Genomic DNA, 20,834 nt, shown 5'->3' with positions numbered 1-20,834 from the left:
GCTGCTCCTGTGGAAATGAGCTGAGGTATAGCCATAGCTCCGAATTGGGCTGAGCGGCTTTCGGGGGATAAGGACAGCAGGACGGCAGGCAACGGATGCCAGTCTCGATCGGAGATCGAAGTCATCCCCGCCGGACGATCACGCTGAGCACCCGGGACCGCTGAGGGTTATGACCCGATAAAAGTTTTCGAATAGATGAACGGCATCGTCGTCGGGCGAGACCAGCGAGTTCGCGGCAACTACCGCAATCGCCCGCTTCCATTCCGGCGTTCTTCGCGAAGCAGGCAGAACGAATTGTCCCGTCGTGTCGTACATGATGAAGTCGCAGATCTCGAGGTGATCAAAATGCTCGCAGAAGCCGACTTTCTGTGCCTTGCCATTTTCAGCAAAGTCGATCAGGCGACATTTCGAGAGATAGTTCTGATCCAGGAGCGTGCGGATATGAAAGCCCTGGTGGCTGAGCCATTCAAAGGGCGCAACAACTCCAAGGGCGGGAAGAAATATCAAACTCCAGGCGACAGCGAAGATCGCGATCCATTCCCACCGAAGCTTGATCAACGCCCCGAGCGAAAGGAGCAATGGCGGAGCCAGGCAGAGAGCGCCGGCCCAATCGGACCAATCCGCGATTGGCGGATAGAGAAAATAGAAAAACTCCAGTCCGCAGGGACCAAGCACCGCACCAACGATGACGACAATTGCAATACGCCTGGGCCACGTCATCCGATGCTCCTGGAACAATCCATCAGTCACAGGCTACCGCGCCCAATTCAATTACCAGAGCAAACAGGGAGCGTTGTCAACTCTCGCCTCGGTTGCATCGACTCCAGACACCAGCCCGCGGCCAGCGAACGAAACGGTTGTGGCAAGTGGTACGGGGACCAAACGCTTCGAATAAGGCTAGCGCGGGAATGCAGGTTGCCGATAGGTCACAACGCCGCGAAGCGCGACAGCCGCCGGATAGACGCGCGCCCGCGCGGGTCGTCGGACACGTCCTCTCCATCGGTTGAGGGAACGACATAGGACGAGATGGGCGGCATCGGGGCCGCATCGGTATTGAACGCAGGCCGTTGCGACTGATCGGCGTCCTGCGCCTTTTGCGATCGAATATAATTCATGATCAAATCGGCGATGGATCCTCCGCTGTCTGGCGCAGGCGCGCGCGGAACGGCTTGACGAGGCGGTCGCGCCGAGCTCCACTCGTCCAAGGCCTTGTCGCGATCGGGCGCAAGCAACGCCTCGAGGGGAAACCGAACATCCGGCCGAGCCAGGACGAGCGGCGGCTTGTCGGGAAGCGAACCGCTCATGAACGGCAGTGGCCTGAACAATGTCTCCGGTCGCGGCAATCTTCCGGGTGGCATTCGACCGACGGGATTAGAGCCGAATAAGCCGGCAAGACCGCCTGAACCATTTTGCTTGCCGCCAAGAAACGACGATGCGAACAGACCGGGACGAGCCATAGCAGAGGCTTGCTGCTGGTCCGGTTGACTATCAACCGCCCCTCCAAGCGTACCTGGTTGTGAAGGCAACCCGGTCGGCTGCGCCTGGGAGCGTCTGGCGGCCCGCTCCCCCTGGGGTTGAAGGTAATCCATGATCATGCCCGGTAATCCTCCCGGTCTCCCTTCGGGCGCAGGCGAGGAGACGGAGCCATCCGGCGCGTCGGATTTCCAATTGCCGAACCGATCATTGAAGCTATTCGCCTGGCCAGGTGGAGCGAAACCACCGATGCCAGGAGACGACGGTGCCGGCGCCGGCGCATTCCAGCGATCCACAAAGTTGGGTGGATTGCTCGCCGAGCCTTCGCGACCAAAGGACGACGGCGGCAAGCTTGGGCTGGGTGTCGGCGCTGGAGCGACGGGCGAACGCGATTGAGCGGGAGGCCGTATGTCGAGTGGCGGCCCAGGATTGCGCGGCTGGTCCTTCGGAATTCGCGGCGCTGGTGCGGTCGCCAGAGGCGGATTGTCCGGTGTCGGTACAGCGCCCGGCACCGGCGGCCGCGGCGTGTCGGGCTGCAACGCCGAGCCACCCTTCACGCGCGGCGGCACTTGCAGCGGTTCAAACTCAGGCAGAGGCGGCACCGGCGCGCCAGGATGGTGATACTCGAACAGGTGCCTCAGTGGATTGAGCGGCGTTCTATCGCCATGGAACACTTGTATGTGCGCGTGGAATGCGCCGGGCGCGCCGACATCGCCCTGCGTACCTATTTGCTGCATCGGTACAACCGTATCCCCGGCTTTCACCATCTGGCTTTGTGTGTGCAGTATCTCAACGTCATAGCCTGTCCGCGTATTAGTGCCGGGGTACCGTTCCTCGATTACAATGCGACCGAGCTTCGATTGAATTTCCTTTATCTTGCCGTAGACAGGTGAATTGACTCGGCCGTGGGGCAGCACGCCCCGGCCGCGGCTAACATCAAAGCCGACGTGCGGATTTGTACCCTTGCTCCGAGACGCACCGAAGGCACTCGACGGCAGCGCCGCATGGCCGTCTTCTGGCGGCTCGAACAGATCGATAAGCCCTTGGATTATTGGATCGGTTGCCATTTTCTTATTCCTTTGATTATTCCAATCGAGAACGGTCTAGCCCAGGAGAGCTGTTCAGCGGAAGTCATCGATTGGCCGAAATGAGCAGTTCGCGAGGACTCGGCGCGAGCGATCGCTGTCATCGATTTGAGAAGATCGACGACAGGAAATGCACCATTTGAGGCTTGACTGCCCCACGGCAAGCATGAGGCGAGGATTCACACTTCAGCGCATTACACGATCTGCAATGCCGGCTCAGCGAGAAGCAAAAACTGACGAGGACTTGAAATGCAATGGCGACGCAATTCCGATCAAGAACGGCCGCCCGGCCGAGCTAATCGCTACAAGGGTAGGCTTTGATTTTGAACAGCCGCCGGAGCCCCTTTTCGAGTTTCGCCCGGATCGACGACTCTTTCTGCACGTCCGCCGTTTTCAGATAGCGTGTTGTGCAATTGCCCCAACCATATGTCAGAACGTCCGCTTTAATTCGCGCTTCAGCGTTCGGCCTCGTCTCGGCTGAAAAAAAATTGGCCTTGCAGACATCCGGCCTACTATTGTCACGACAGCGGGATTCGACCATGTTGCGCCATACGGCGCGAAGGTCGGTCTTTCCTTCCAACGCGTCGATGTACGAGGAGCATTGTGCAGCCGATGGCGCAAACTGGCGGAGCGCTGCCGGATCTCCCAATGCAGCACGCGCCTCAAGCACATCGAATCTGCAGGTCTCTTCCAGTTGCTCAAGACTGAGCTTTCGCGCCTCCTCGGCTCCGGGAAGTTCAAGAAGCGGCAGGTTGGCCACAGCGTCTCTCTTACGATCACATGCCTGCTGGAATTCCGTAATCTGCGATGTGATCCGGCCATCCCGATCGATGGCCATGGCCGGAGATGGAATGCTGAAAAAATCGTCTCCGTAGGCGGCGTCGATCGTGTTCTTTAGCCTCTCGCGGTCATATTTCGTTGGGTCGAACTTGAGTTCGAATTGGCACAATGCCCCGTCTTCCCAAGTCATTGTGGCCTGAGCACCGTATGAGCTGTTGGAGATCAACAGCATCAACCCAGCCAGCGAAATACGATCGAGAAATTTCATGGAAGATCAGCCCGCTATCATGAGTTTGCGGCGTGCGCGCAAACTTATGGATCATCTAGAACAGACCAAGAACTATGTCAACTCGCGTTTTGGTTGCATCGCCGTCCGGAAAAATCACAGGATCCCGAACCGCCGCTTCCGCTCTGCCGTCAACTCTCCCTTTGGTTGTATCGCGAGCATGACCAGCAACAAACTGCGTCAATATTGGGCGCGCTGCGAGCTGAGATATCTAATCTGGCTGGTCTGCTGCGGCGGCCAAGTCGGGAGTGCCGGCTCGTCGGGATTGATGCCGGCTAGCCCAGCGGAGAAAGGCGCGATGCCACGACCATCGCCGATTTGGCCGGGCGTTTCCGAAGGTTGCGCGTTGTAGCCGTAGTCATTGAACGGTGAAGGGGAGTTGCCGGCGTCTAGACCCGCGGCATAGCCTCGAGCAATATTGGCCTCGTTGATCTTCGATAGCCCGAACTTTCCGCTCGTATCAACGTTCGCCCCAACAACATGCTTGTTGAAGAGATTGTGTATGCCGCCCCCGAACTCCGCAAGTGCCCGCGGTAGGCCCGCTAGCCATTTACTTTGCGGGGATCGTTGCGGACCTGAGCGCGAACATAGAAGATCGGATCGGACAAAATCGCGGCTCCTTCAATTGAGATGAGCGAACGTCAACAAACGGCCCGGGCCGGCGAGCAATCTCGACCGGCCTGAGGATGTTCGGTTATGGGCAACTACAGGCCGGGTAGCCGAGATCAAGGTGCTCGGTCGTTGGCCGATCCTACAGTTGCTGGCCGGAAATCCGGCTTGAGAGGCCTATCGCCACTAAGAGTTCCTCAGATCGTACGTAGACGTGATAGAAGTTCCCGAACAGATGAGAAGCGCGGTCTTCTTCTGACACAACAACCCTCGAAATCGTCGTCGCCATCGCCTGCTTCCAGGCTGGTGTTCTTTGCGCAGCAGGCAATACGAACTCGCCCGTGGTGTCGTAGACAATAACGTCGAAATAATTTCCGCGATCAAAGCCTTCGCACGTGCCGGTGGATTGCTTGACGCCATTCTCAACGAATTCGGTCAAATCGCACCCGGACGAATAATCCCGAACCAGCAGTGTGTGCAAACGAAAGCCTTGGACACGCACCCACTCCGAAGCAGCCCGAGATCCGGCGAAGTGAATGCCGACCAGCGCCCAGGCCAACGCGAACACCGTTGCCAACTTCCAGCGGCGCTTGAATATAGCTGCCAGGAAAACGAACGCCAAAGGCATCGCGAGCACAAGCGTGATTATCGGCAACCAATACCCGAGGGGCGGAACGAGAAAATAAAAGAAGTCTCCGCCGTACAACCCGAACAAAGCAAGGAAGATCAGGATACGCTTTGACCAGGTGATGCTCTGTCCCTCCCACGATCCAGTCGGACTCATGAACTCACCTAATGCATCTCACGGGCTTCTAGAACAATGCATGAACACGGTCAACTACCGTTCTGGTTGTGCGTCGTTCCGCGGACCTTATAGTATCCTGAACCCTCGCTTCCGTTCCGCAAGATATGCAGAGAGATTTCGGGCCACGTGGCCGGATAAGGGCGCAGCCAGCTCGTATTCTTCGCTGCACGACGAAGCCCTTCGGTTACATTTGAAGCGCGATCAATATCGGACGCACTGCGAGCTGAGATACCTGACCTGGGTGTGCTGCTGCGGCGGCCAGTCCGGCGGCGCCGGCTGGTCGGGATTGATGCCGGCTAGCCCAGCGGAGAAAGGCGCGATGCCATGACCATCGCCGATTTGGCCGGGCGCTTCCGAGGATTGCGCGTTGTAACCGGAGTCATTGAACGGTGAACGAGCCATACCGGCTTCCAGACCAGCGGCAAATCCTTGGGCGATGTTGGCCTCGTTGATCTTCGATAGGCCAAGCTTTCCCTCGATATGAATTGGATGTGAGCTACCCGCCCCATTTACCAGACCGGCCGCTTTGTTTCGCGCCCAGCTATATAGATTGTGAGCGCCTCCGCCGCTGTCCGCCAATGCGCGCGGCAAGCCTGCGGCTGCCGTGACGTACCCGAAATGGTCCGAGGCAGCGCTTGTGTAGGCCGGCACGAAAGATTTTGGTGGGGTGCCCCAACCTGGATTGCGCTGCAGGTCTTGAGATCCGCCTAGCCAAAATGCATTCGCCATCATCCCAAGCATCGCGCTAGGCCCTAGAAGTCCGTGAACCATCGCCACCTTAGCCGCGAAATTCCTCGCTTGCCGCTCGCTATAATTCGCAGGTACGATCAGATAATTGTTAGGATTGGCTAGCCTCCCGTCCGTTCTGTTATTGCCTGAGCCATCGGAAAAGAGAAAGGCCTTCTGCGATGCGCCCGGAACCGGGTCCATAACGTATGCTCCGTTGCGCATCAGAAATCTTGAGGGAACGTAGCCGCTTATTTTGACACTGCCTTTCGCGGTCGGATCTTGCGCGGCGGCATAGAAAGTCGGATCAGCCAAATCGCTGCTCCTGTCGAAATGAGTTGAGGTAGGCCTCAACCCCGAATTGGGGGAGCCCCCTTCGGGGATAAAGACACACAGCAGAGGACGACTTGCAGCGGGCGCCACTCTCGATCAGAGATCGAACTTATGCGCGACGGACGATCACCCTAAGCACCCGGGACCGCTGATGGTTATGACCAGATAGAAGCTTCCGAACAGATGCAGGGCATCGTCGTCGGGCGAGACCAGCGAATTCGCAGCAACTGCCGCAATCGCCTGCTTCCATTCCGGCGTTCTCCGCGAAGCAGGCAGAACGAACTGTCCCGTCGTGTCATACATGATAAAGTCGCAGATCTCGAGGTGATCAAAGTGTTCGCAGAAGCCGACTTTCTGTGTCTTGCCATCTTCGACAACATCGATCAGGCGACATCTGGAGAGATAGTTCTGATCCAGGAGCGTGTGGGTATGAAAGCCCTGGTGACTTAACCATGCAAAGGGCGCAACAAATCCGAGCACGGGAAGGAGTATCAACCCCCAGGCGACAGCGAAGATCGTGATCCATTTCCAACGAAGCTTGATCAACGCTCCGAGCGAAAGGAGCAATACAGGAACCAGGCAGAGACCGCCGACCCAATCGCACCAATCCGCAATCGGCGGATAGAGAAAATAAAAAAACTCCAGTCCGCACGGCCCAAGCACCGCGCCGACGATGGCGACGATCGCAAAGCATTTAAGCCACATCATACGGTGCTCCTAGAACGCGCCCTGGTTGCGTCGGCTGCAACAAAATATTCACAATATCCCGAACCTTCGCTTCCTTTCCGCTAAATACGCAAGCTCCTTCAATTCGGCCTCGGCCAGCCTGCCATTGGCAACGACGCTTGCAAGATGATCACGCACTTTGCCAATGATATTGATGGCGACAAACAGCTTCTCCCTTCCTGCCGAATCGTCGATGGTCGTGACACGCCACGCTGCGATGTAGGTCTTCTCCAAGCTTTCAAACGCGTCGGCAAGAAGCTCGTTATCAAGTAGCTCCTGCGCTCGTGCGGCCTTAGCGGCCGCCTCGCGCAGCCGGCTTTCATCAGTCATTGGATTACTCCGCTCCATCGATCCAGTGGTGCCGTTTTGCCTGATGGCTGGGAGCGCTGGCCGCCAAGCCGGCCGCGGTCTCGGCGATATCCATGCGGTGGTGCTCCCGCGCATGCTGAATCTTCTGCGCCTCGCTCACAGCTTTTAGATGCGCGTCCAAGAGCGAAAGCTTGGCATCGAGGCCGGCTTTCATCTTCGCGAGCTCGATCTCGGCCTGGATTTTAACCTGCTGATGGATCGTATCGTTCTGCGCCTGCTGCCGGTCGAGCTGCGCCTTGTGAATGGCAGTAGCCTGGTCGAGCTGCGCCCTCGCCTGCGCCGCCAGCAGTTTGGGGTCAGGAGGCGGCGGTGGCGGCTGGGGCGGTGCCGGCAACGGATGCAAGAGCTGTCCGGTCTGCGGATTGATCGCCGCGGGATCGTTGAAGAACAGATCGGGACTTTTGTGTCCCATGATCCGCGTCAGCTCCGCTGCGGTGTTGTAGAGTTCGCGATCACTGACCAGATTGATCTTGCCGGCGGCGACCAGCTCCTTCTGGACATTGGCGATCGCCATGGTTTGAGCAAATTGCTGAGCTTTGCCGCCGCTGCCGAGGCCGACATTGATGGTCATGTCATCGCGGGTCTTCCAGTTGCGCGGATCGACATTGATCCAGGCGTTGCGCAGGCGCACCGTCTGTTGCTGCTGGCCATGCTTGCGGATCGTGCCGTGCAGCAGCGCGAAGATGTCGCGCACGCCCTCGGCCATGATCCGCGCGATCAGCTTGATCCGCATTTGCGAGGCCGAAAACACCTGCGCGACCGCGGTCGCCGACTGGTTCTGCAGCGCATTGGCATCGATGCCCTGGGCTTGCTTGGAGAGGCCGGTGCGGGTCTCCAGCTCGGCGTCGAGATATTGCAGCATCGGATAGATGGAAGACGTGATGTCAGGCACGACCTGCCAGTTCAGCCCACCCGGCGTCTTGGTGCGCACCACCCCGCCGGGGCGCGACACCAGGAGATCGTCGAGCGTGTTCGGACCGGCATTCTGCTCGGCGACCTCGACGCGGGGATTGTTGTGGAGGTAGAGGTTGTCCAGCGCGTTGCGCTTCAGTGCCGTCTTCTCCCGTTGCAGCGGCATCACGAGATCGGCAATCGAGCGGCCGAAGAAACGGTGCGTGACCGGGACCGGCGTGGTCGCGGCAAACGGCATCACATCGAACGGCGTGATGCACTGCTTGCCGTCCTTGCGCAGGATGTCGCCCTGGTCGCCGCCGGTGATCACCTGGTAGAGACAGGGACGGCCATTGCCCTCATAGTCCATCCGCACATAATGCTCGGTGATGCGGACCAGCCGTGCCGCGGAGTTGAGCCCGCCGGCATTGACCGAAAAGTGCTCCTCGACCGTGTCGCGGGCGAGTGTCTCGATCTCCGTCAGCCCCGTATATTCGGTGAGCGAAGAGATCTGGTCCTCGTCAAAACCCTCGGCGATCAGTTGCGCCTCGGTCTTGGTTACGACCTCATGGAAGCAATAGTTGCAGTCGCGAATCGAGCGCGCACCGCGCTCGATGCCGAACTCTTCCGGCGGCACACCCATCACCTTCGCCTGCGAAAGCTTGCGCGTGGTGACGATGGTGACGTCGTGGGTAACAGGAAGCGGCGCCAACGGCGTCAGCGTTGGTGACAGTGAGATATCCATGTCCAAAAACTCGTCGCGAGATGCTGCGAATGAAAACTGGTTCGGCGGCTTCAACTAGCGGCTGATAGCAGGGTTGTTTCGCAGATGATCTTGGATAAGCCCGACCAGTCCACCGGCCGGCGGTAGATCGGAATCGATGTAGCCGGCATCAATCATCCTGCCCAAAAGACCGCCAGGCTTCTGTCGTGGCATCGATGGAAGCTGCGGAATCGGAGAAGCACCCGTAACGAAGATACCCGGCCGCTGCTCGCTGTTCATCTGGCCTTGCCTAATCTGAGGCGACGCTGCTGGTGGTGCGGGCGCTGAAGAGGCAGGCGTCGACGTGCGACTTGCGAGACCACTGATCGAGCTCGACTTATCAGATGATTGGGCTGCAGCCGAACCGCCACCTTCGTTCGGATCCGGACTTGCGGAAGATGTTGGTCCGCTCTCATCGGACGCCGATCCAGGAAAGTCATATTCCCAGACATTGTATCGGCTCGGCACCCCTGCTGCGGCTGCTGAATCGCGAATGGACGGGGTTACCCAAGGCCGAGCTTAATCCTGTGCCATTTCCAATGGGCCGACACCATAGGTGACGCCAGCCCCCGGCGTCCCGAAACCTACACCGGTCGCACTTCCACTCGTTCCGAGATTGTACCTGAACGATCCGCTTCCAAGACTCCCCGAAACCGACGTTCCGGTCAGAAGCCCTTCGAGATTTGGAGTGTAACCTGCCGATAGACTCAATCCAGGTGTCCCGCCGTAAGCCTGCGGATAGATTCTCCCGTGGCTGTCTATGTAGAGACCACCTCCGATGCCCCAGAGCGTTCCAAATGTTCCTCGACCGTACGTCCCCGACTTCATACATGCTCCCTATCTTCCCGGTTGTCTGCTCGATTGCAGTTTTCCTGAAGCGTCTTGCGGGACTTGATGGCCTTGAAAACAGCCCCGGCAAAGACGAGCAGAAAGAGGCTGCCAAAAACCGCATTCCGAGACGCGAAAGAACCAAGAGACATACAGAGAAAAAAAACGCAGAAGCCCCACATGGACTTCACGTATTCGGCCTGCAACGGCAATGGCGTCGCAGGACTGAGCACCAGCACGGGAAACGCGTAGCGGGAGCTGAGGTCGTCTCGAAACTGCGGTGGAAACGAATCGACGATCGAATGGTAGATGATCTGGTATTTAGCCGCCGACCAGATCAAGGCGATCGCGCCTATAACGAAGAATACGGCGGCCATTGGCTTTCCCCGCAGGAAGTCGCAGGCAGCTTTGCTGCGCTACGCGACCACTCATCTAGAACAAAATAAGAACATTGACAAGCAACAAGATCGCGCTGAAGTTGCAGGGTGAAGGCGAGAAGCGAACGGATCAGACACAGCCCGCACGCGCCGGGCGCGCAGCAAGAGACTCGTCGAGTTAGATTTTGGCGTTGCGTCAGAGAGCCGCGTGCGTGAGCAGACCGATCATGAGAAAGGCCGCGAAACAAAGAAGAAATCCGATAAAGCCCGCAAGTGTCGATTCTATCTCTATTCGTCCGTCGCTATCGTGGCGGTAGCCAAAAACATTGAATGCATCCATCGGAGCAGATAGCGGCTGGACGGATATCTTACCTAAGGAAAGAAGCGGCAAGATCAGGCGCGCGACCGTGCGCCCGATAAAGCCGATCATGATATCGAAGATGATACACATCGAGCGTCCATAAACTCGCCAGTAACAGCAACCTGGTCGGCGACTTCGCCGGGTTGCACGCCGCGATCTGAACCAATATTCGTCTCGCCTCAACGTTCGTCAATGGTCCGCGACGTTTAGTCGATGCCGCTGCCCGTCATCTGCCGAATTTCCCGCCTGCTTTTGCTGCAACCCATGCTTGAAATAGGCGCCTCGCGTCGCATCCCGCAACGATATCCTCTTTACTGGCTCTTGGCCGCAAAGTCGCGCCTCGGTCTTAGTAACGACGTCGTGGCAGCAATAGTTGCAGTCGCCGACGGAGTGCGCAGCGCGCCACCTTCGCCTGCGACAGCTTGCGCGTGGTGGCGATCGCGACGTCGTGCGTGACGGGAACGGACACCGGTGTGGCCACCACTGCGGGCGAAAGACTGATCATGTTCAAAGCTCACCGCGAGGTTTTGCGAATGAAAATCGTTCGGCGCACCGATTAGCGGGACGCGTCGGGGCTGCGACGCAAATAATCCTGGATGAGCCCGGCCAATCCACCGGCCGGCGGTGGATCCGGATTGGTCGGATCGATGTAGCCGCCGTCAATCATCATGCCCAGGAGGCCACCCGGTTTATTTTGCTCAGTCGGGCGGAGTTGAGGAACGGGGGACGCACCGCTCGAGAAGACGCCTGGCGAGGCCAGATTGCTTTTTATGCGGCCCGGCCCCATCCGAGGAGACGCCGTCGGCGATACGGGGACTGAAGAAGCGGGGCCGGCAGGCACAGCATTGCCGCTCGCCAAACCGGTTTCTGCCGAAGGATGCGTCGCACTTAACGGCGTAGGCTTGGCGCGAGCCAAGCTGTTCGCGCCTGAGGCAGGCGCTTGATCCTGAGTGGCCGGCACGATGGCGCCGGCGGCATCAACCGTCCAATTCTCGGGGTGCGAGAGAATATCTCGTACCAGTTGTCCCCCGCGATAGGCCCCATGAGCCGCCCACGCTCCGGCGAGAGCGCCAGGCGGAGCCAGCGCAGCTGCGCCAGCCAATCCTCCAAGAGGATCACCGGCCGCCTCTCCGCCCACGGCCCCGGCGGCTGATCCCAGGACGCCTCCCCAGGTCTCCCCCGCCCCGACAAGACCGTCGTGAAGGATGTCACCCTGCAAAGGCGGACCATATTGCGAAAGAAGCTCCTTCTTTCCTTCCGTCTTTGTGATTTGCGCTATTAGTCTCGCCAATAAATTCTCACCAGCCATTCTTTACTCCAAGATCAGGCCTGAGCCCGACCGGACTGCAAGCGAGATCAAAAATGCAACAGGAAGCCGAAAGCAACGCAGCCTTAGGTTGTCTTAAGTCATTGCTCCTGAACGTCTTTGGGCTCGCGCTCGCGTGCTACATTTCATTCCTGTGCTTTGGGAAAAAAGGAATCCTCGCTGGAATCGGAACATACCTAAGCCTGCCTGCCGGCAAGCTTTTTCTGAGAGTTTTCGGACGTGCTCGGCGGGAACCCGCTCGCCGCTCGACGAGCGAATCGTAGGCCTGCAGATACGACATGTCTTTTTGCCGGCTGCCGGACGCGCGGCGCCACAATCCAGGCAAGATGGCTGACGCAACATGACGCACCTGGCGACGGTCCTGATCGTGATATGGCTGGCAGGACTGGTCTTCCTCGTCGGGCAGTGGATGAATTTCCTACGTCTGGTACACAACAATCTCGTGCCGGAGATCGGCTATTCCGACTATATGAAGCCGGGTTGGTGGTACCGGTTCGGCTTCCGCTTCAGTAACGTCGATCCGGCGCAACTGACCGAGACCGGCCGGGCTCATCTCGGAGGCGCAATCCGGATCGAGCAGATCATGTTCGCTTGGATGATCGGCGGCGCGCTCCTTTTGGTAAGTGTCTATTGAACTGATCGCGGGATAGATCCCTGACCAGCGTGTCACTTGGCGCACCAACTTTATTATTCAAGAATGCTGTATATGCTGCCGTGTCATTTTCAAATGTCGGCGCATATGACTTCATCATCGCATCGATCGTAGTATTCCCATACTCATTTTGTAATACATTGGTCATCCCTTGCAAACCGGCTTCATAGGTTGGGAAAATTGCGAAGCCTTTATCATCCTTCCCTATCGCTCCGGCAGCTTTAGCGTTCCGCCCATACTTGATGTTGCCCGGGTTGTTATTGCGCCATGCGACAGTCCCACCGGTTCGAACAGTAGTCGAACCGTCGTCGTTCCGATACAATCGCGAGAACCGGCTTGAGAGGCCGAATTTGGCGTTGGCATAACCGTTCTCCTTAAACCAGTTACCGCACGTCTGGTTCGACTATGTGCTGACCAACAAAGGCATCGATTGCATGACGTACTTCATCTTGCGAACAGAGACTTTGATCGCTGACCCCTTCCACAACAGCATCGAACCAAACTGACGACTTGCCCGGCTCATCCTCGTCCGGATTTGTTTTGGGAACAAACACGCGAATCCGCTGCGGAATCGGCTGGTCCTGAGGAACGAGATCACCTTTTGGTGGTGCACGATCCGCTGTTCCCACAACGAGCCGATCCCCTGATTTCGATTTGACACGGAACACCATAGTTTGGGAGATAGCGCAGTCCGGTGCGTCCCAGATCGAAAGCTCCACCTGCTTGCCTGCCGAGAAGTTAGATACACGCTCGTAGTATGAGGCTTGCGGCTGAACACTCTTGGCCTTTGAGAATAGATCAATCACGAAACGGCTTCTTGAGTCGCTTTCATTCACCCACGTTTTCATGATCATCCGAACGCCCGACGGACTGTCGCGCAAAAGAGTTATGGACTGCGTTAGTTTTACTTCCTCGCGAGCTGCGCACGGCTGTAGCCATAGCCACATCAAAATCGCGGAAAGTCCTTTCAGAGACCACCGGACGACTTCGCTCTTCATGAAAACGACCTTACGCGCACTTCCCGCCTGGCCGTCGCTGCCGGCCGGACATAACCTATGCACTTCATTCATCACCGAGCCCCAACGAAGCTGCCGTTGCATGCTTTACCCCTTAAGCGCATCTGCTCGAACGTCTCGGGCAGCCCACTACCATACATCGAGCTTGCCAAGCTAGCGGTTAAGGTGCAGCAGCGGCCGTCCACGTCCGGCGCGAGCGCAACGCGTAGATGCGCGGATTCTGAGTACGAATACACACAGTTGCCATTGCTCCGCGAAGCTACACCATCTTCCATATCATGATCGGTTTTATCGGGCACATCGTCGCGCGCCTGGTACCGAACCAGGTCGGCAATGAAATGGACATCCCGTCCGGCCGCAGATTTCCGTTTTGGTTCACCGACATTCTGTACATCCTCTATTGGTGATCGGCGGCGGAAGCACGGTGCTGCGGCGGCACAGGAAATCCATTCGACGTGCCGCCGTTTCGACAACCTCACGTAGCAACAGGATTGCGACCCGCTCCTTTACCTACTATTCTCGCAGGACGAGTGCGGCGAAGAGCCAAGACCGAGAACCGGGTTAGAAATGTATTATCTTGCGACCGCTGTCTTCGTTGTCTGGCTGAGTGGTCTCTATGTTCTGGCGGTGCGATCTCGCAAACTTATGCAGCTGGCCCTGTAAAATCGCACACCTGAAGCACTTCCCGCCGACTTTCGCCGATTGGGGTTCAGAAAGCTCGCCCGCAACATCGACCCTGCGCGCTTGACCGAAATCGGGCGCACTCATCTCAAGTCGGCGGTTCGGACCGAAGACATCCTGTTCGTCTGGATGCTCGACGGCTTCCTGATCGTCTTGCTGCCTCTGCTGAAATGAATCGATCAGGCCCGGAGATCATCCGGTCATGGAGCCCCGTTTTCATGATCAACTCCGAAGTGACCACACGGCGTTTGTCGGCAAGCGCAGCAAAGTTCAGGCGGCCCGTGCTGTCAGCTCGATACCTCGGATTTCTTCGTAGCTGCCATGTCATGCACGGTATGCGCGACGATCTTCATCGCGCCGTTTGACTCGGCGACTGCCTGCGCCAGCAACGCGAATTGGTCGTCGGTCAGGTCGTAGTAGGTCTCGCGGCTTTCTTCTTCCCGCTCCTCCCACCATATTTTCACGATGCCGACCTTCGAGAGCAGCGCATCCTTGATGAAGGAATAGAGGATCATGAAGCCGGGGTTCTGCTGCATGAAGACATGATTGACGTAGTCGGTTTCCTGTTGCGCGGCCGCTTCGTCCTCGGGGCCGACCGGCTCAAACCTGACCACTTCGTCGGAGCCGGCAAAGATGTCCATCAGATGCGGCATCAGCCCTTCGATGGTGTCGGCGACATCGGTCGAGACCGCGCGCGAGCGGCCATCCTGCGCCGGCATATCCTTGCGCATGTCGCCGAGATAATAGTCCATCGCATCGGCACGCTCCTCGGCGAGCCGGGCGGCCGAGATTGCAGCAAGCGCATTGGCTTTCTCGGAGGCCAACATGGCCTTTAAGTCGAAAGTAGACATTTTTGGCATTACAAAACCTCGGCAAGAGATCGCTGCGGTCGCGTCGTTCACCACTTTTGCTTGAGCCGCCGCAGGGACCATTCGTCGTCGCCAGTCGTATCGACATCGTCAGGCAAGCCCCAGACCGACGGTGGCAACGGAATGTCTGGCATCGGCTGACCGGTGATAAGCCCGACGGCTTTGCCGGGTTGCCGCGGAGGTACGACGGGCTGGTACCGACCAAGCGGCCCGCTCACTGGAGGTGAGGATGTCCAAATCCCGAAGCGGTCGTTGAACGAAGGTGGATCGTTGGCGTTGAGCGTCGTCGCCCGAGCGTTCGGGTTGTATCCGCCGAGGTCCGCCTTCGGCACGACGCGCGTCAAACGCCGAACATCGTTGCTTTCATCTTCAGATGCAGATAGCGGTCCGACAAGCCTGTTCGTGTCGTACAACGGCTGCGACGACGAAGCTGAGCCCGGCCAAAATTGACCGTTCGTTCCGAACGTTGTGGGGATACCTGCGGGTGCCCCTGCCGAGCCTCGCGGAGACGCCGGCGAACCAGCTGCGCCAGGCCTACCCAGATATCGATTATAGTCCTGAAGATTCGCCGGCGATGGCGGAGCGGGATCGAAATGCCCCTGCTGATCCCAGAATTCGATCGGATTTAGCGGGTTACCCGCAGGATCCCTGATTTGATAATGGACGTGTTGCTGCCCTTGTTCGACGTATGCATGGTCTACGCCGGTGTTGCCCATCGTACCGACAATCTGCCCTGCAGCAACGGGATCACCTATCGCAACATGGCGCGAATGCGTGTGTAATATCTCATGCGAAAAGCCGTTGGTATCCCTTATGGCTATAGTGCCATACTTCCCCTGCCCGGCGTTTGTCACGATACCCGCTATCGGCGAGCGTATTACCGGATGCGTGAGATTGATACCTGTTTGCCCGATATTGTAGTTGAAATCTCCCCCGCGATGTAATTCTGGCTTTCCCTTTATGAGCCGCCATCCCCATCCGTCGTTAGTGTGCGGTTCGAATGTGATCCGACGTTTATTCCTGTCTTCAATTTCGATCGGCTGCAACATGCGCCGGATGATGTCTTGCCACATCTCCATTCTCCATTGTGAAGTTGTCTGGTCAATAGGTAGTGAAGATGTCAGGCGATCGGTTTTGCAGGTTGCCTGGTTGCTCAACTTAAAGCTGATCTGATATACCCGCCTTGAGATCGCGCGGCCGGCGACGGCCGATCATCGAGATTGCACAGCTGCGGGAGCAATCGCTTGCGTTACTACAACAGAAATTTTCGCTATTTTCTCTGCGGCGCTCTCTTGTTGCTATCGTGCGGAGCCACACCGGCCGTCGCTCAGAACAGCGCCAAGCCTGAGCCAGCAACCGGCGCAAAATCAGCAGCTGAGAAATGGCGCCCGAAGGACGGTTTGTACGGTACCCTCATCGAGAAGCCCGCTGGATGGTGCGATGAAAACGACAACATCAACGTTGAGATCGCGCAAAAGCATATCGGTGGCTATGAGTGGGGATGCGACATCACAAAACTGACCGACACCGGGCCTGGCGCTATCCGACTGGAGATGAGCTGCGACGATTACAACCTGGCAGAGACTCTCAAACTCCCGGAGGATGCGCGGTTCAAGGAAGTCATGCTGCTGAAGAAGGTCGGCGAAAGAGCAATTTCTGTGCGGCAGACTTCGAATGGAAAGTTCAAGGGTTCGTGGTGGAGGGCATCCTATTGCGCGGACGAGCAGCAACGCATCGCCGCCGGCGAAAAGCCGACGCCGTGGATTCCACAGGACGGCGTCTATGCCAGCCCCGGAGCTGACTTCGACGAGCGCTGCCTCAAGTCACCCGACACCGTTATCGACTTTGCCCGCAAGATCATCTCGAGTGGGACGGACCAATGCGAGGTCTACAGTCACAACGATGCGGAGCTTGTCGATCCTTACATGGCCGTGGTCTGCAACGAGACCCACGCCAAGAAGGGATTTGTCGAGCGCAAGATTGACGGCGAAACGATGTTTGGACCGCCTGGCTTTGAGGTTATGAGCTTGTCAAGGATCGACGACAAGACAATCTCCCTGCAAAAGACGCACGACGGACAATCCTCGCAACCAGCCCACAATGTATCGTATTGCGGCGACGAAGCGCAGCGGCGATATCTCGAGCAGCAGAAGGCCGCGAACTAGACTGCGCCCTGCCGCACCAGGCCAGATCATCTCTCGTGGCATCAACGCACGCCAATGCTCCCAAGCCACCGCAGCAGCCATCAGCCCTTCGATGGTGTCGGCGACATCGGTCGAGACCGCGCGGGAACGGCCATCCTACGCCGGCATGTCCTTGCGCATGTCGCCGAGATAATAGTCCATCGCGTCAGCACGCTCCTCGGCGAGCCGCGCAGCCGAGATTGCAGCAAGCGCGTTGGCCTTCTCGGAGGCCAACATGGCCTTCAGGTCTAAAATTGACATTTTTGGCATTGCAAAACCCCGGCTGGAGATGGCGACGTTCGCATCATTCACCACTTTCGCTTGAGCCGCCGCAGGGACCATTCCTCGTCGCCGGGCGTGCCGCTGTTGTCAGGCAAGCCCCAGACCGACGGTGGCAGCGGAATGTCCGGCACGGGCTGGCCAGTGATGATCCCGACCGCCTTGCCGTGCCGCGGAGGTGCGACGGGCTGGTACGGATCGAGCGGCCCGCTCACTGAAGGTGAGGATGTCCAATTCCCAAAGCGATCGTTGAACAGAGTCGAACGGTCGGGAGAGGGTATTTCGCTGAGCGCCGTCGCCGGAGCGTTCGGATTGTATCCACCGAGGTCAGCTTTCGGCGTGACGCGCGTCAAGCGGCGGCTCTCTTTCACGTCCTCCGTCGGAGGATCGGTCAAGGCAGCCCTTGAGCCGACAGAACCGGACGTGCGCAGATAATGCTGATAATCGCCGAGATGACCAGGTGGAACTGGATTAGGGTCGAGGCGATCTTGCTGATCCCAATAGGCGTTCGGGTCGAGAATATTGCCGTCGGGGTCTTTCAATTGATAGTGGACATGGTCCGCCCGGACATTGGAATCGTTGTGCTTCACGCCGGTCTCACCCATCGAGCCGATCAATTGACCAGCGACAACAGGATCGCCTGGCGCGACATGCCGCGTATAGGTGTGTAGGATTTCATGTGAAAAGCCATTGGCGTCTCTGATGGCAATCCTCCCGACGGCCCCTTCGCCGGCATGTGTCACGATGCCTGTCACCGGTGCGCGAAGTGCCGGATGACTCCGATTGAGCAGTCTTGCATACGGTCCGGTGCGGTAATTGAAATCAACGCCGCGGTGCGGACTAGTGGACCCAGGAGGCCTATTATCGCTCTCCGCAAAAGGGCTGGTAACGCCGGCCTGTGATACCCAGTTTGGAGGCCAAACATTCGGCTGCAACACGCGTTGCATCATGTCTTGCCACGACATTTTTGAACTTCCTTTACGTTGTGGCGGGTGCTCATCGACGCGCGAACGAGAGTCTTTGCCAGCGAAGCTGTGAAGCCTCGGGCAACCATCGGATGGCTCAGCTTAAGGATGCGTCAGGTATCGCACGGCACCATTGTGGCCGATCGTGAATGCCCCGTGCCATAGAAGGCTGCGAAGTGAGGCTGTGCCGCGCTAGTCGCTATAGTAACCTTCAGGAAGCTTGCCGTAATACTTGACCACTAGGTCAATGTTGCCTTTGTACTGGACTGGCGGCAACGCGAATTGCAGCTGATCGTTAAGGTCCGTAAGCGCTTCCTTCCTGTCTACCTCGGACATCTTCTTGTTCGCCTTAACCCTGGCGATGCGTAGCCTGATTAGTGCGTCTCGTCCGACGTATTTTCGCGTCACCTCGTCGACGCCTGAAGTTACCTGCCCGATATTTTTGCCGATTCGATTGTATTCGGCGTAGTCGCTAAGACCATGTTTCTGCGCAACGGCGTCGAGCTTCACGATCGTCTGCGGACTCAGCTTGTCCACGCTCTCTTCCGAGGTCTCCAAGGCAGAATGAACTTCCGCCGTTGCCGCAATGTAACCTTGGACGTGCTTTTCGGTCAGAGGCATTTGCTCCACTGAAACAAGTTGCCTCGCCTTCCCAACCTGAACAAGCGCCTTATCCGGTTGATTCTGCGCGAGCGCGCCCCTGGGGTCTGAAACGATGATAATCGAAACGGCAGGGCATATCACTTTCAGCGCAGGAACCGCGAAACGAGCGAACAAAGACATCTAGAGCTACTTCGGCTGGACGGGTACTCGACCTCGATCAGAACCTGATCTGGACGGTTCTTCGACTAGAACAAATAACGAACATAGTCAAGGTTGCAGCTGCCAAAAACTCGCGACCGATCCTAGACCCACCCTGCATCGGCATATTTGATCGGTCGGTTGAATGCGGCAATCCTTCCGGGCTGCTCATAGCAGATCGCCATCAGCCCGAGCGCGTCGGCAGCGTGCGATGACCAGTCGTGCTCGGGACCGAGGCCGATATTGCGCATCTCGTCCTTGCGCTCGTGATAGAAGCCAAGCGCGTCGCGGCCGGCTTCCGTCGTCGCTTCGTTGAACCAGAGCTGCGGCCCGAGCCGCCGCAGCGCCTCGATACGCATGGTCGCGGCTCCTCGTCCCTGGTTTTTCACAGGTGGCTCGACGGTAAACCCCGCTTCGCGCAAATGATCTTCATAGCGCTTGCCGGTGATGTTGTTGGCCGCGATCCCATCATGTGGCAAGTAAAGGATTGCGTCTCGATAACCGCGCGAACGCAGCCAGCTGACGTGAAAGGCCAGCACCTGGCCCACAGCTTCATAGTGGTCCAAGACCCTAATTTCGGTCCCCACCCACTGGACAATCCACATCGTGAAGGCGTCCGCCGTGGCGCCCGCGCCGCCGATGTCGATGAACGCGCGCAAAGGAAGCAGAGGATCGGCGGCGACTTTGCCGATTCGACCTTGCGCACGCGCCTCGTTCAGCAGTTGCGCGAAATAGGCTCCTTCGAACGCGCGCACGTAATCACCTTCCCAGATATGCTCGTAGCGATCCGGATAGAGCGCGAGATCGAGCTGGCGCTCGTCCTCCAGCACCGAAGGAAACCATGGATTGTCGCGCCAGTTCGCGTTGACGACGATCGCCCCCTCGGGCTTCCGCGTTCGCAGGAAATCATCGATCGCATCCGACTTGCGCCGAGGATTCCAGCTGGCCCATACTTCCGAATTCGCCGCGCGAATGGTCGGGCGCAACAGCGCCAGCGATCGTGCGCTCAGCGTCTGCGCTTCGTCGATCCAGGCGATGCGAAAGCCTTCCAAGCTCTTCATCGACTCTGCAGTGTGATCCTGCATGCCACGGAAGATGATGAGGCCGTCGCCGGGCGTCTCGATCTTGTCGTTGAACAGCTTGAACCCCATTCCGAGGCCGAGAGAAGCGACCTTGCCCTCGATCAGCCGCTTGGACGATTGCGCCAGCGTCCGTTGCGCCTCGCGGATGCAAACCGCAAGCGTGCCACGCTCGGCCTGGCAGATCTCAACGAGAAGCTCACCGAAGAAGTGCGACTTACCAGAACCGCGTCCGCCGTAGACACCTTTGTACCGGGCAGGCTGAAGCAGCGGTTCAAAGATCCTTGCCGTCGGTATCTTCAGGGTCTTCAGGGTCGACAATGATGCGCTCGATACGATGAATAAATTCCAGGGGGCCATCCCCGCCATTCCGCAGCGATTGCGGCGGCTTGCCCCAGCCGCGGTCGAGAATGGCATTGGCGGCGGAGACCCGTGCCGCATGGGTCGCATCTTTCGAGCACATCACGCCCACCAGGGTCTTGATCGCAGTCCTGGTATGGCCGCGCGCGATTGAGCGGATCTCGGTGATGGTTTTGGCTGGCATGAGCGATGGCTCGCCTCATCGGTTGG

The 20,834-nt window shown here is 58.1% G+C and carries 23 protein-coding genes; 3 read left to right on the top strand and 20 right to left on the bottom strand.

Annotated features, from left to right (window positions below):
- Positions 1-138 precede the first annotated feature (138 nt).
- The 3 genes from A3AI_RS0105305 to A3AI_RS0105280 form a co-directional block, all read right to left on the bottom strand.
- Positions 139-738 (bottom strand): hypothetical protein, encoded by a 600-nt coding sequence (locus tag A3AI_RS0105305; protein WP_156927639.1) that lies wholly within the window; start codon positions 736-738, stop codon positions 139-141.
- 188 nt (positions 739-926) lie between these two features.
- Complete coding sequence (locus tag A3AI_RS47245) at positions 927-2,540, bottom strand: M23 family metallopeptidase (protein ID WP_156927638.1); 1,614 nt, start codon at positions 2,538-2,540, stop codon at positions 927-929.
- Positions 2,541-2,853: 313 nt separating this feature from the next.
- Positions 2,854-3,606 (bottom strand): hypothetical protein, encoded by a 753-nt coding sequence (locus tag A3AI_RS0105280; RefSeq protein ID WP_024514568.1) that lies wholly within the window; start codon positions 3,604-3,606, stop codon positions 2,854-2,856.
- Here A3AI_RS0105280 and A3AI_RS47240 point away from each other — a divergent pair.
- A complete protein-coding gene (locus A3AI_RS47240) occupies positions 3,605-3,976 on the top strand; it encodes a hypothetical protein (protein ID WP_156927637.1) in 372 nt (123 codons plus the stop codon). The two genes, A3AI_RS0105280 and A3AI_RS47240, sit on opposite strands and share 2 nt — an antisense overlap.
- Positions 3,977-4,375: 399 nt before the next feature.
- Here the strand turns inward: A3AI_RS47240 and A3AI_RS0105275 are convergent, their stop codons facing one another.
- From A3AI_RS0105275 to A3AI_RS48675, 9 genes are all read right to left on the bottom strand, one after another.
- Positions 4,376-5,017 carry a hypothetical protein gene (locus tag A3AI_RS0105275; RefSeq protein ID WP_024514567.1) on the bottom strand — a complete coding sequence of 214 codons (642 nt, stop codon included), beginning with the start codon at positions 5,015-5,017 and terminating at the stop codon, positions 4,376-4,378.
- Between the two features lie 222 nt (positions 5,018-5,239).
- Entirely contained in the window at positions 5,240-6,079 is an 840-nt protein-coding gene (locus tag A3AI_RS0105270; protein ID WP_156927636.1) for a hypothetical protein, read from the bottom strand.
- A 144-nt stretch (positions 6,080-6,223) separates the two neighbouring features.
- Entirely contained in the window at positions 6,224-6,805 is a 582-nt protein-coding gene (locus A3AI_RS0105265) for a hypothetical protein (RefSeq protein ID WP_024514565.1), read from the bottom strand.
- A gap of 48 nt (positions 6,806-6,853) precedes the next feature.
- Complete coding sequence (locus A3AI_RS0105260; protein ID WP_024514564.1) at positions 6,854-7,153, bottom strand: hypothetical protein; 300 nt, start codon at positions 7,151-7,153, stop codon at positions 6,854-6,856.
- Between the two features lie 4 nt (positions 7,154-7,157).
- The gene (locus tag A3AI_RS0105255; RefSeq protein WP_024514563.1) at positions 7,158-8,828 is read right to left on the bottom strand and encodes a portal protein; all 1,671 of its coding nucleotides are present in this window, start codon (positions 8,826-8,828) and stop codon (positions 7,158-7,160) included.
- A gap of 54 nt (positions 8,829-8,882) precedes the next feature.
- Positions 8,883-9,086: a hypothetical protein gene (locus tag A3AI_RS42230; RefSeq protein WP_036047445.1), complete on the bottom strand. Its 204-nt coding sequence runs from the start codon at positions 9,084-9,086 to the stop codon at positions 8,883-8,885.
- Positions 9,087-9,670: 584 nt separating this feature from the next.
- Positions 9,671-10,051 (bottom strand): hypothetical protein, encoded by a 381-nt coding sequence (locus tag A3AI_RS0105250; protein WP_024514562.1) that lies wholly within the window; start codon positions 10,049-10,051, stop codon positions 9,671-9,673.
- 196 nt (positions 10,052-10,247) lie between these two features.
- On the bottom strand, positions 10,248-10,502 hold the full coding sequence (locus tag A3AI_RS0105245) for a hypothetical protein (protein WP_024514561.1): 255 nt from the start codon (positions 10,500-10,502) through the stop codon (positions 10,248-10,250).
- A 256-nt stretch (positions 10,503-10,758) separates the two neighbouring features.
- On the bottom strand, positions 10,759-10,917 hold the full coding sequence (locus tag A3AI_RS48675) for a hypothetical protein (protein ID WP_198030061.1): 159 nt from the start codon (positions 10,915-10,917) through the stop codon (positions 10,759-10,761).
- A gap of 1,162 nt (positions 10,918-12,079) precedes the next feature.
- On the opposite strand from A3AI_RS48675, the gene A3AI_RS0105230 reads away from it, so the two are divergent.
- The gene (locus A3AI_RS0105230) at positions 12,080-12,373 is read left to right on the top strand and encodes a hypothetical protein (protein ID WP_024514560.1); all 294 of its coding nucleotides are present in this window, start codon (positions 12,080-12,082) and stop codon (positions 12,371-12,373) included.
- A gap of 401 nt (positions 12,374-12,774) precedes the next feature.
- Here A3AI_RS0105230 and A3AI_RS0105225 read toward each other — a convergent pair whose 3' ends face one another.
- From A3AI_RS0105225 to A3AI_RS46015, 3 genes are all read right to left on the bottom strand, one after another.
- The gene (locus A3AI_RS0105225; protein WP_024514559.1) at positions 12,775-13,491 is read right to left on the bottom strand and encodes a hypothetical protein; all 717 of its coding nucleotides are present in this window, start codon (positions 13,489-13,491) and stop codon (positions 12,775-12,777) included.
- A gap of 884 nt (positions 13,492-14,375) precedes the next feature.
- On the bottom strand, positions 14,376-14,948 hold the full coding sequence (locus A3AI_RS0105210; protein WP_024514558.1) for a portal protein: 573 nt from the start codon (positions 14,946-14,948) through the stop codon (positions 14,376-14,378).
- Between the two features lie 38 nt (positions 14,949-14,986).
- On the bottom strand, positions 14,987-16,030 hold the full coding sequence (locus A3AI_RS46015) for a M23 family metallopeptidase (RefSeq protein ID WP_198030060.1): 1,044 nt from the start codon (positions 16,028-16,030) through the stop codon (positions 14,987-14,989).
- 171 nt (positions 16,031-16,201) lie between these two features.
- Between A3AI_RS46015 and A3AI_RS45135 the strand changes: the two genes are divergently transcribed.
- A complete protein-coding gene (locus A3AI_RS45135) occupies positions 16,202-17,122 on the top strand; it encodes a hypothetical protein (RefSeq protein WP_024514557.1) in 921 nt (306 codons plus the stop codon).
- Positions 17,123-17,257: 135 nt separating this feature from the next.
- Here A3AI_RS45135 and A3AI_RS42220 read toward each other — a convergent pair whose 3' ends face one another.
- From A3AI_RS42220 to A3AI_RS42205, 5 genes are all read right to left on the bottom strand, one after another.
- A complete protein-coding gene (locus A3AI_RS42220; RefSeq protein ID WP_198030068.1) occupies positions 17,258-17,401 on the bottom strand; it encodes a hypothetical protein in 144 nt (47 codons plus the stop codon).
- Between the two features lie 47 nt (positions 17,402-17,448).
- Complete coding sequence (locus tag A3AI_RS45130; protein ID WP_084800832.1) at positions 17,449-18,384, bottom strand: M23 family metallopeptidase; 936 nt, start codon at positions 18,382-18,384, stop codon at positions 17,449-17,451.
- 192 nt (positions 18,385-18,576) lie between these two features.
- Entirely contained in the window at positions 18,577-19,167 is a 591-nt protein-coding gene (locus tag A3AI_RS42210) for a hypothetical protein (protein ID WP_024514555.1), read from the bottom strand.
- Between the two features lie 122 nt (positions 19,168-19,289).
- Positions 19,290-20,576 carry a PBSX family phage terminase large subunit gene (locus A3AI_RS0105180; RefSeq protein ID WP_024514554.1) on the bottom strand — a complete coding sequence of 429 codons (1,287 nt, stop codon included), beginning with the start codon at positions 20,574-20,576 and terminating at the stop codon, positions 19,290-19,292.
- Positions 20,539-20,808, bottom strand: a complete 270-nt coding sequence (locus A3AI_RS42205) for a hypothetical protein (protein WP_036047544.1) — start codon at positions 20,806-20,808, stop codon at positions 20,539-20,541. Before A3AI_RS42205 ends, A3AI_RS0105180 begins: the two co-directional genes overlap by 38 nt.
- Between the last annotated feature and the right edge of the window lie 26 nt (positions 20,809-20,834).

It is taken from the genome of Bradyrhizobium sp. Tv2a-2, assembly GCF_000472425.1.
In the GTDB taxonomy this organism is placed as follows: domain Bacteria; phylum Pseudomonadota; class Alphaproteobacteria; order Rhizobiales; family Xanthobacteraceae; genus Bradyrhizobium.
The sequence above is the reverse complement of the archived record's forward strand: the minus strand, read 5'-3'. Positions and strand labels throughout refer to the sequence as shown.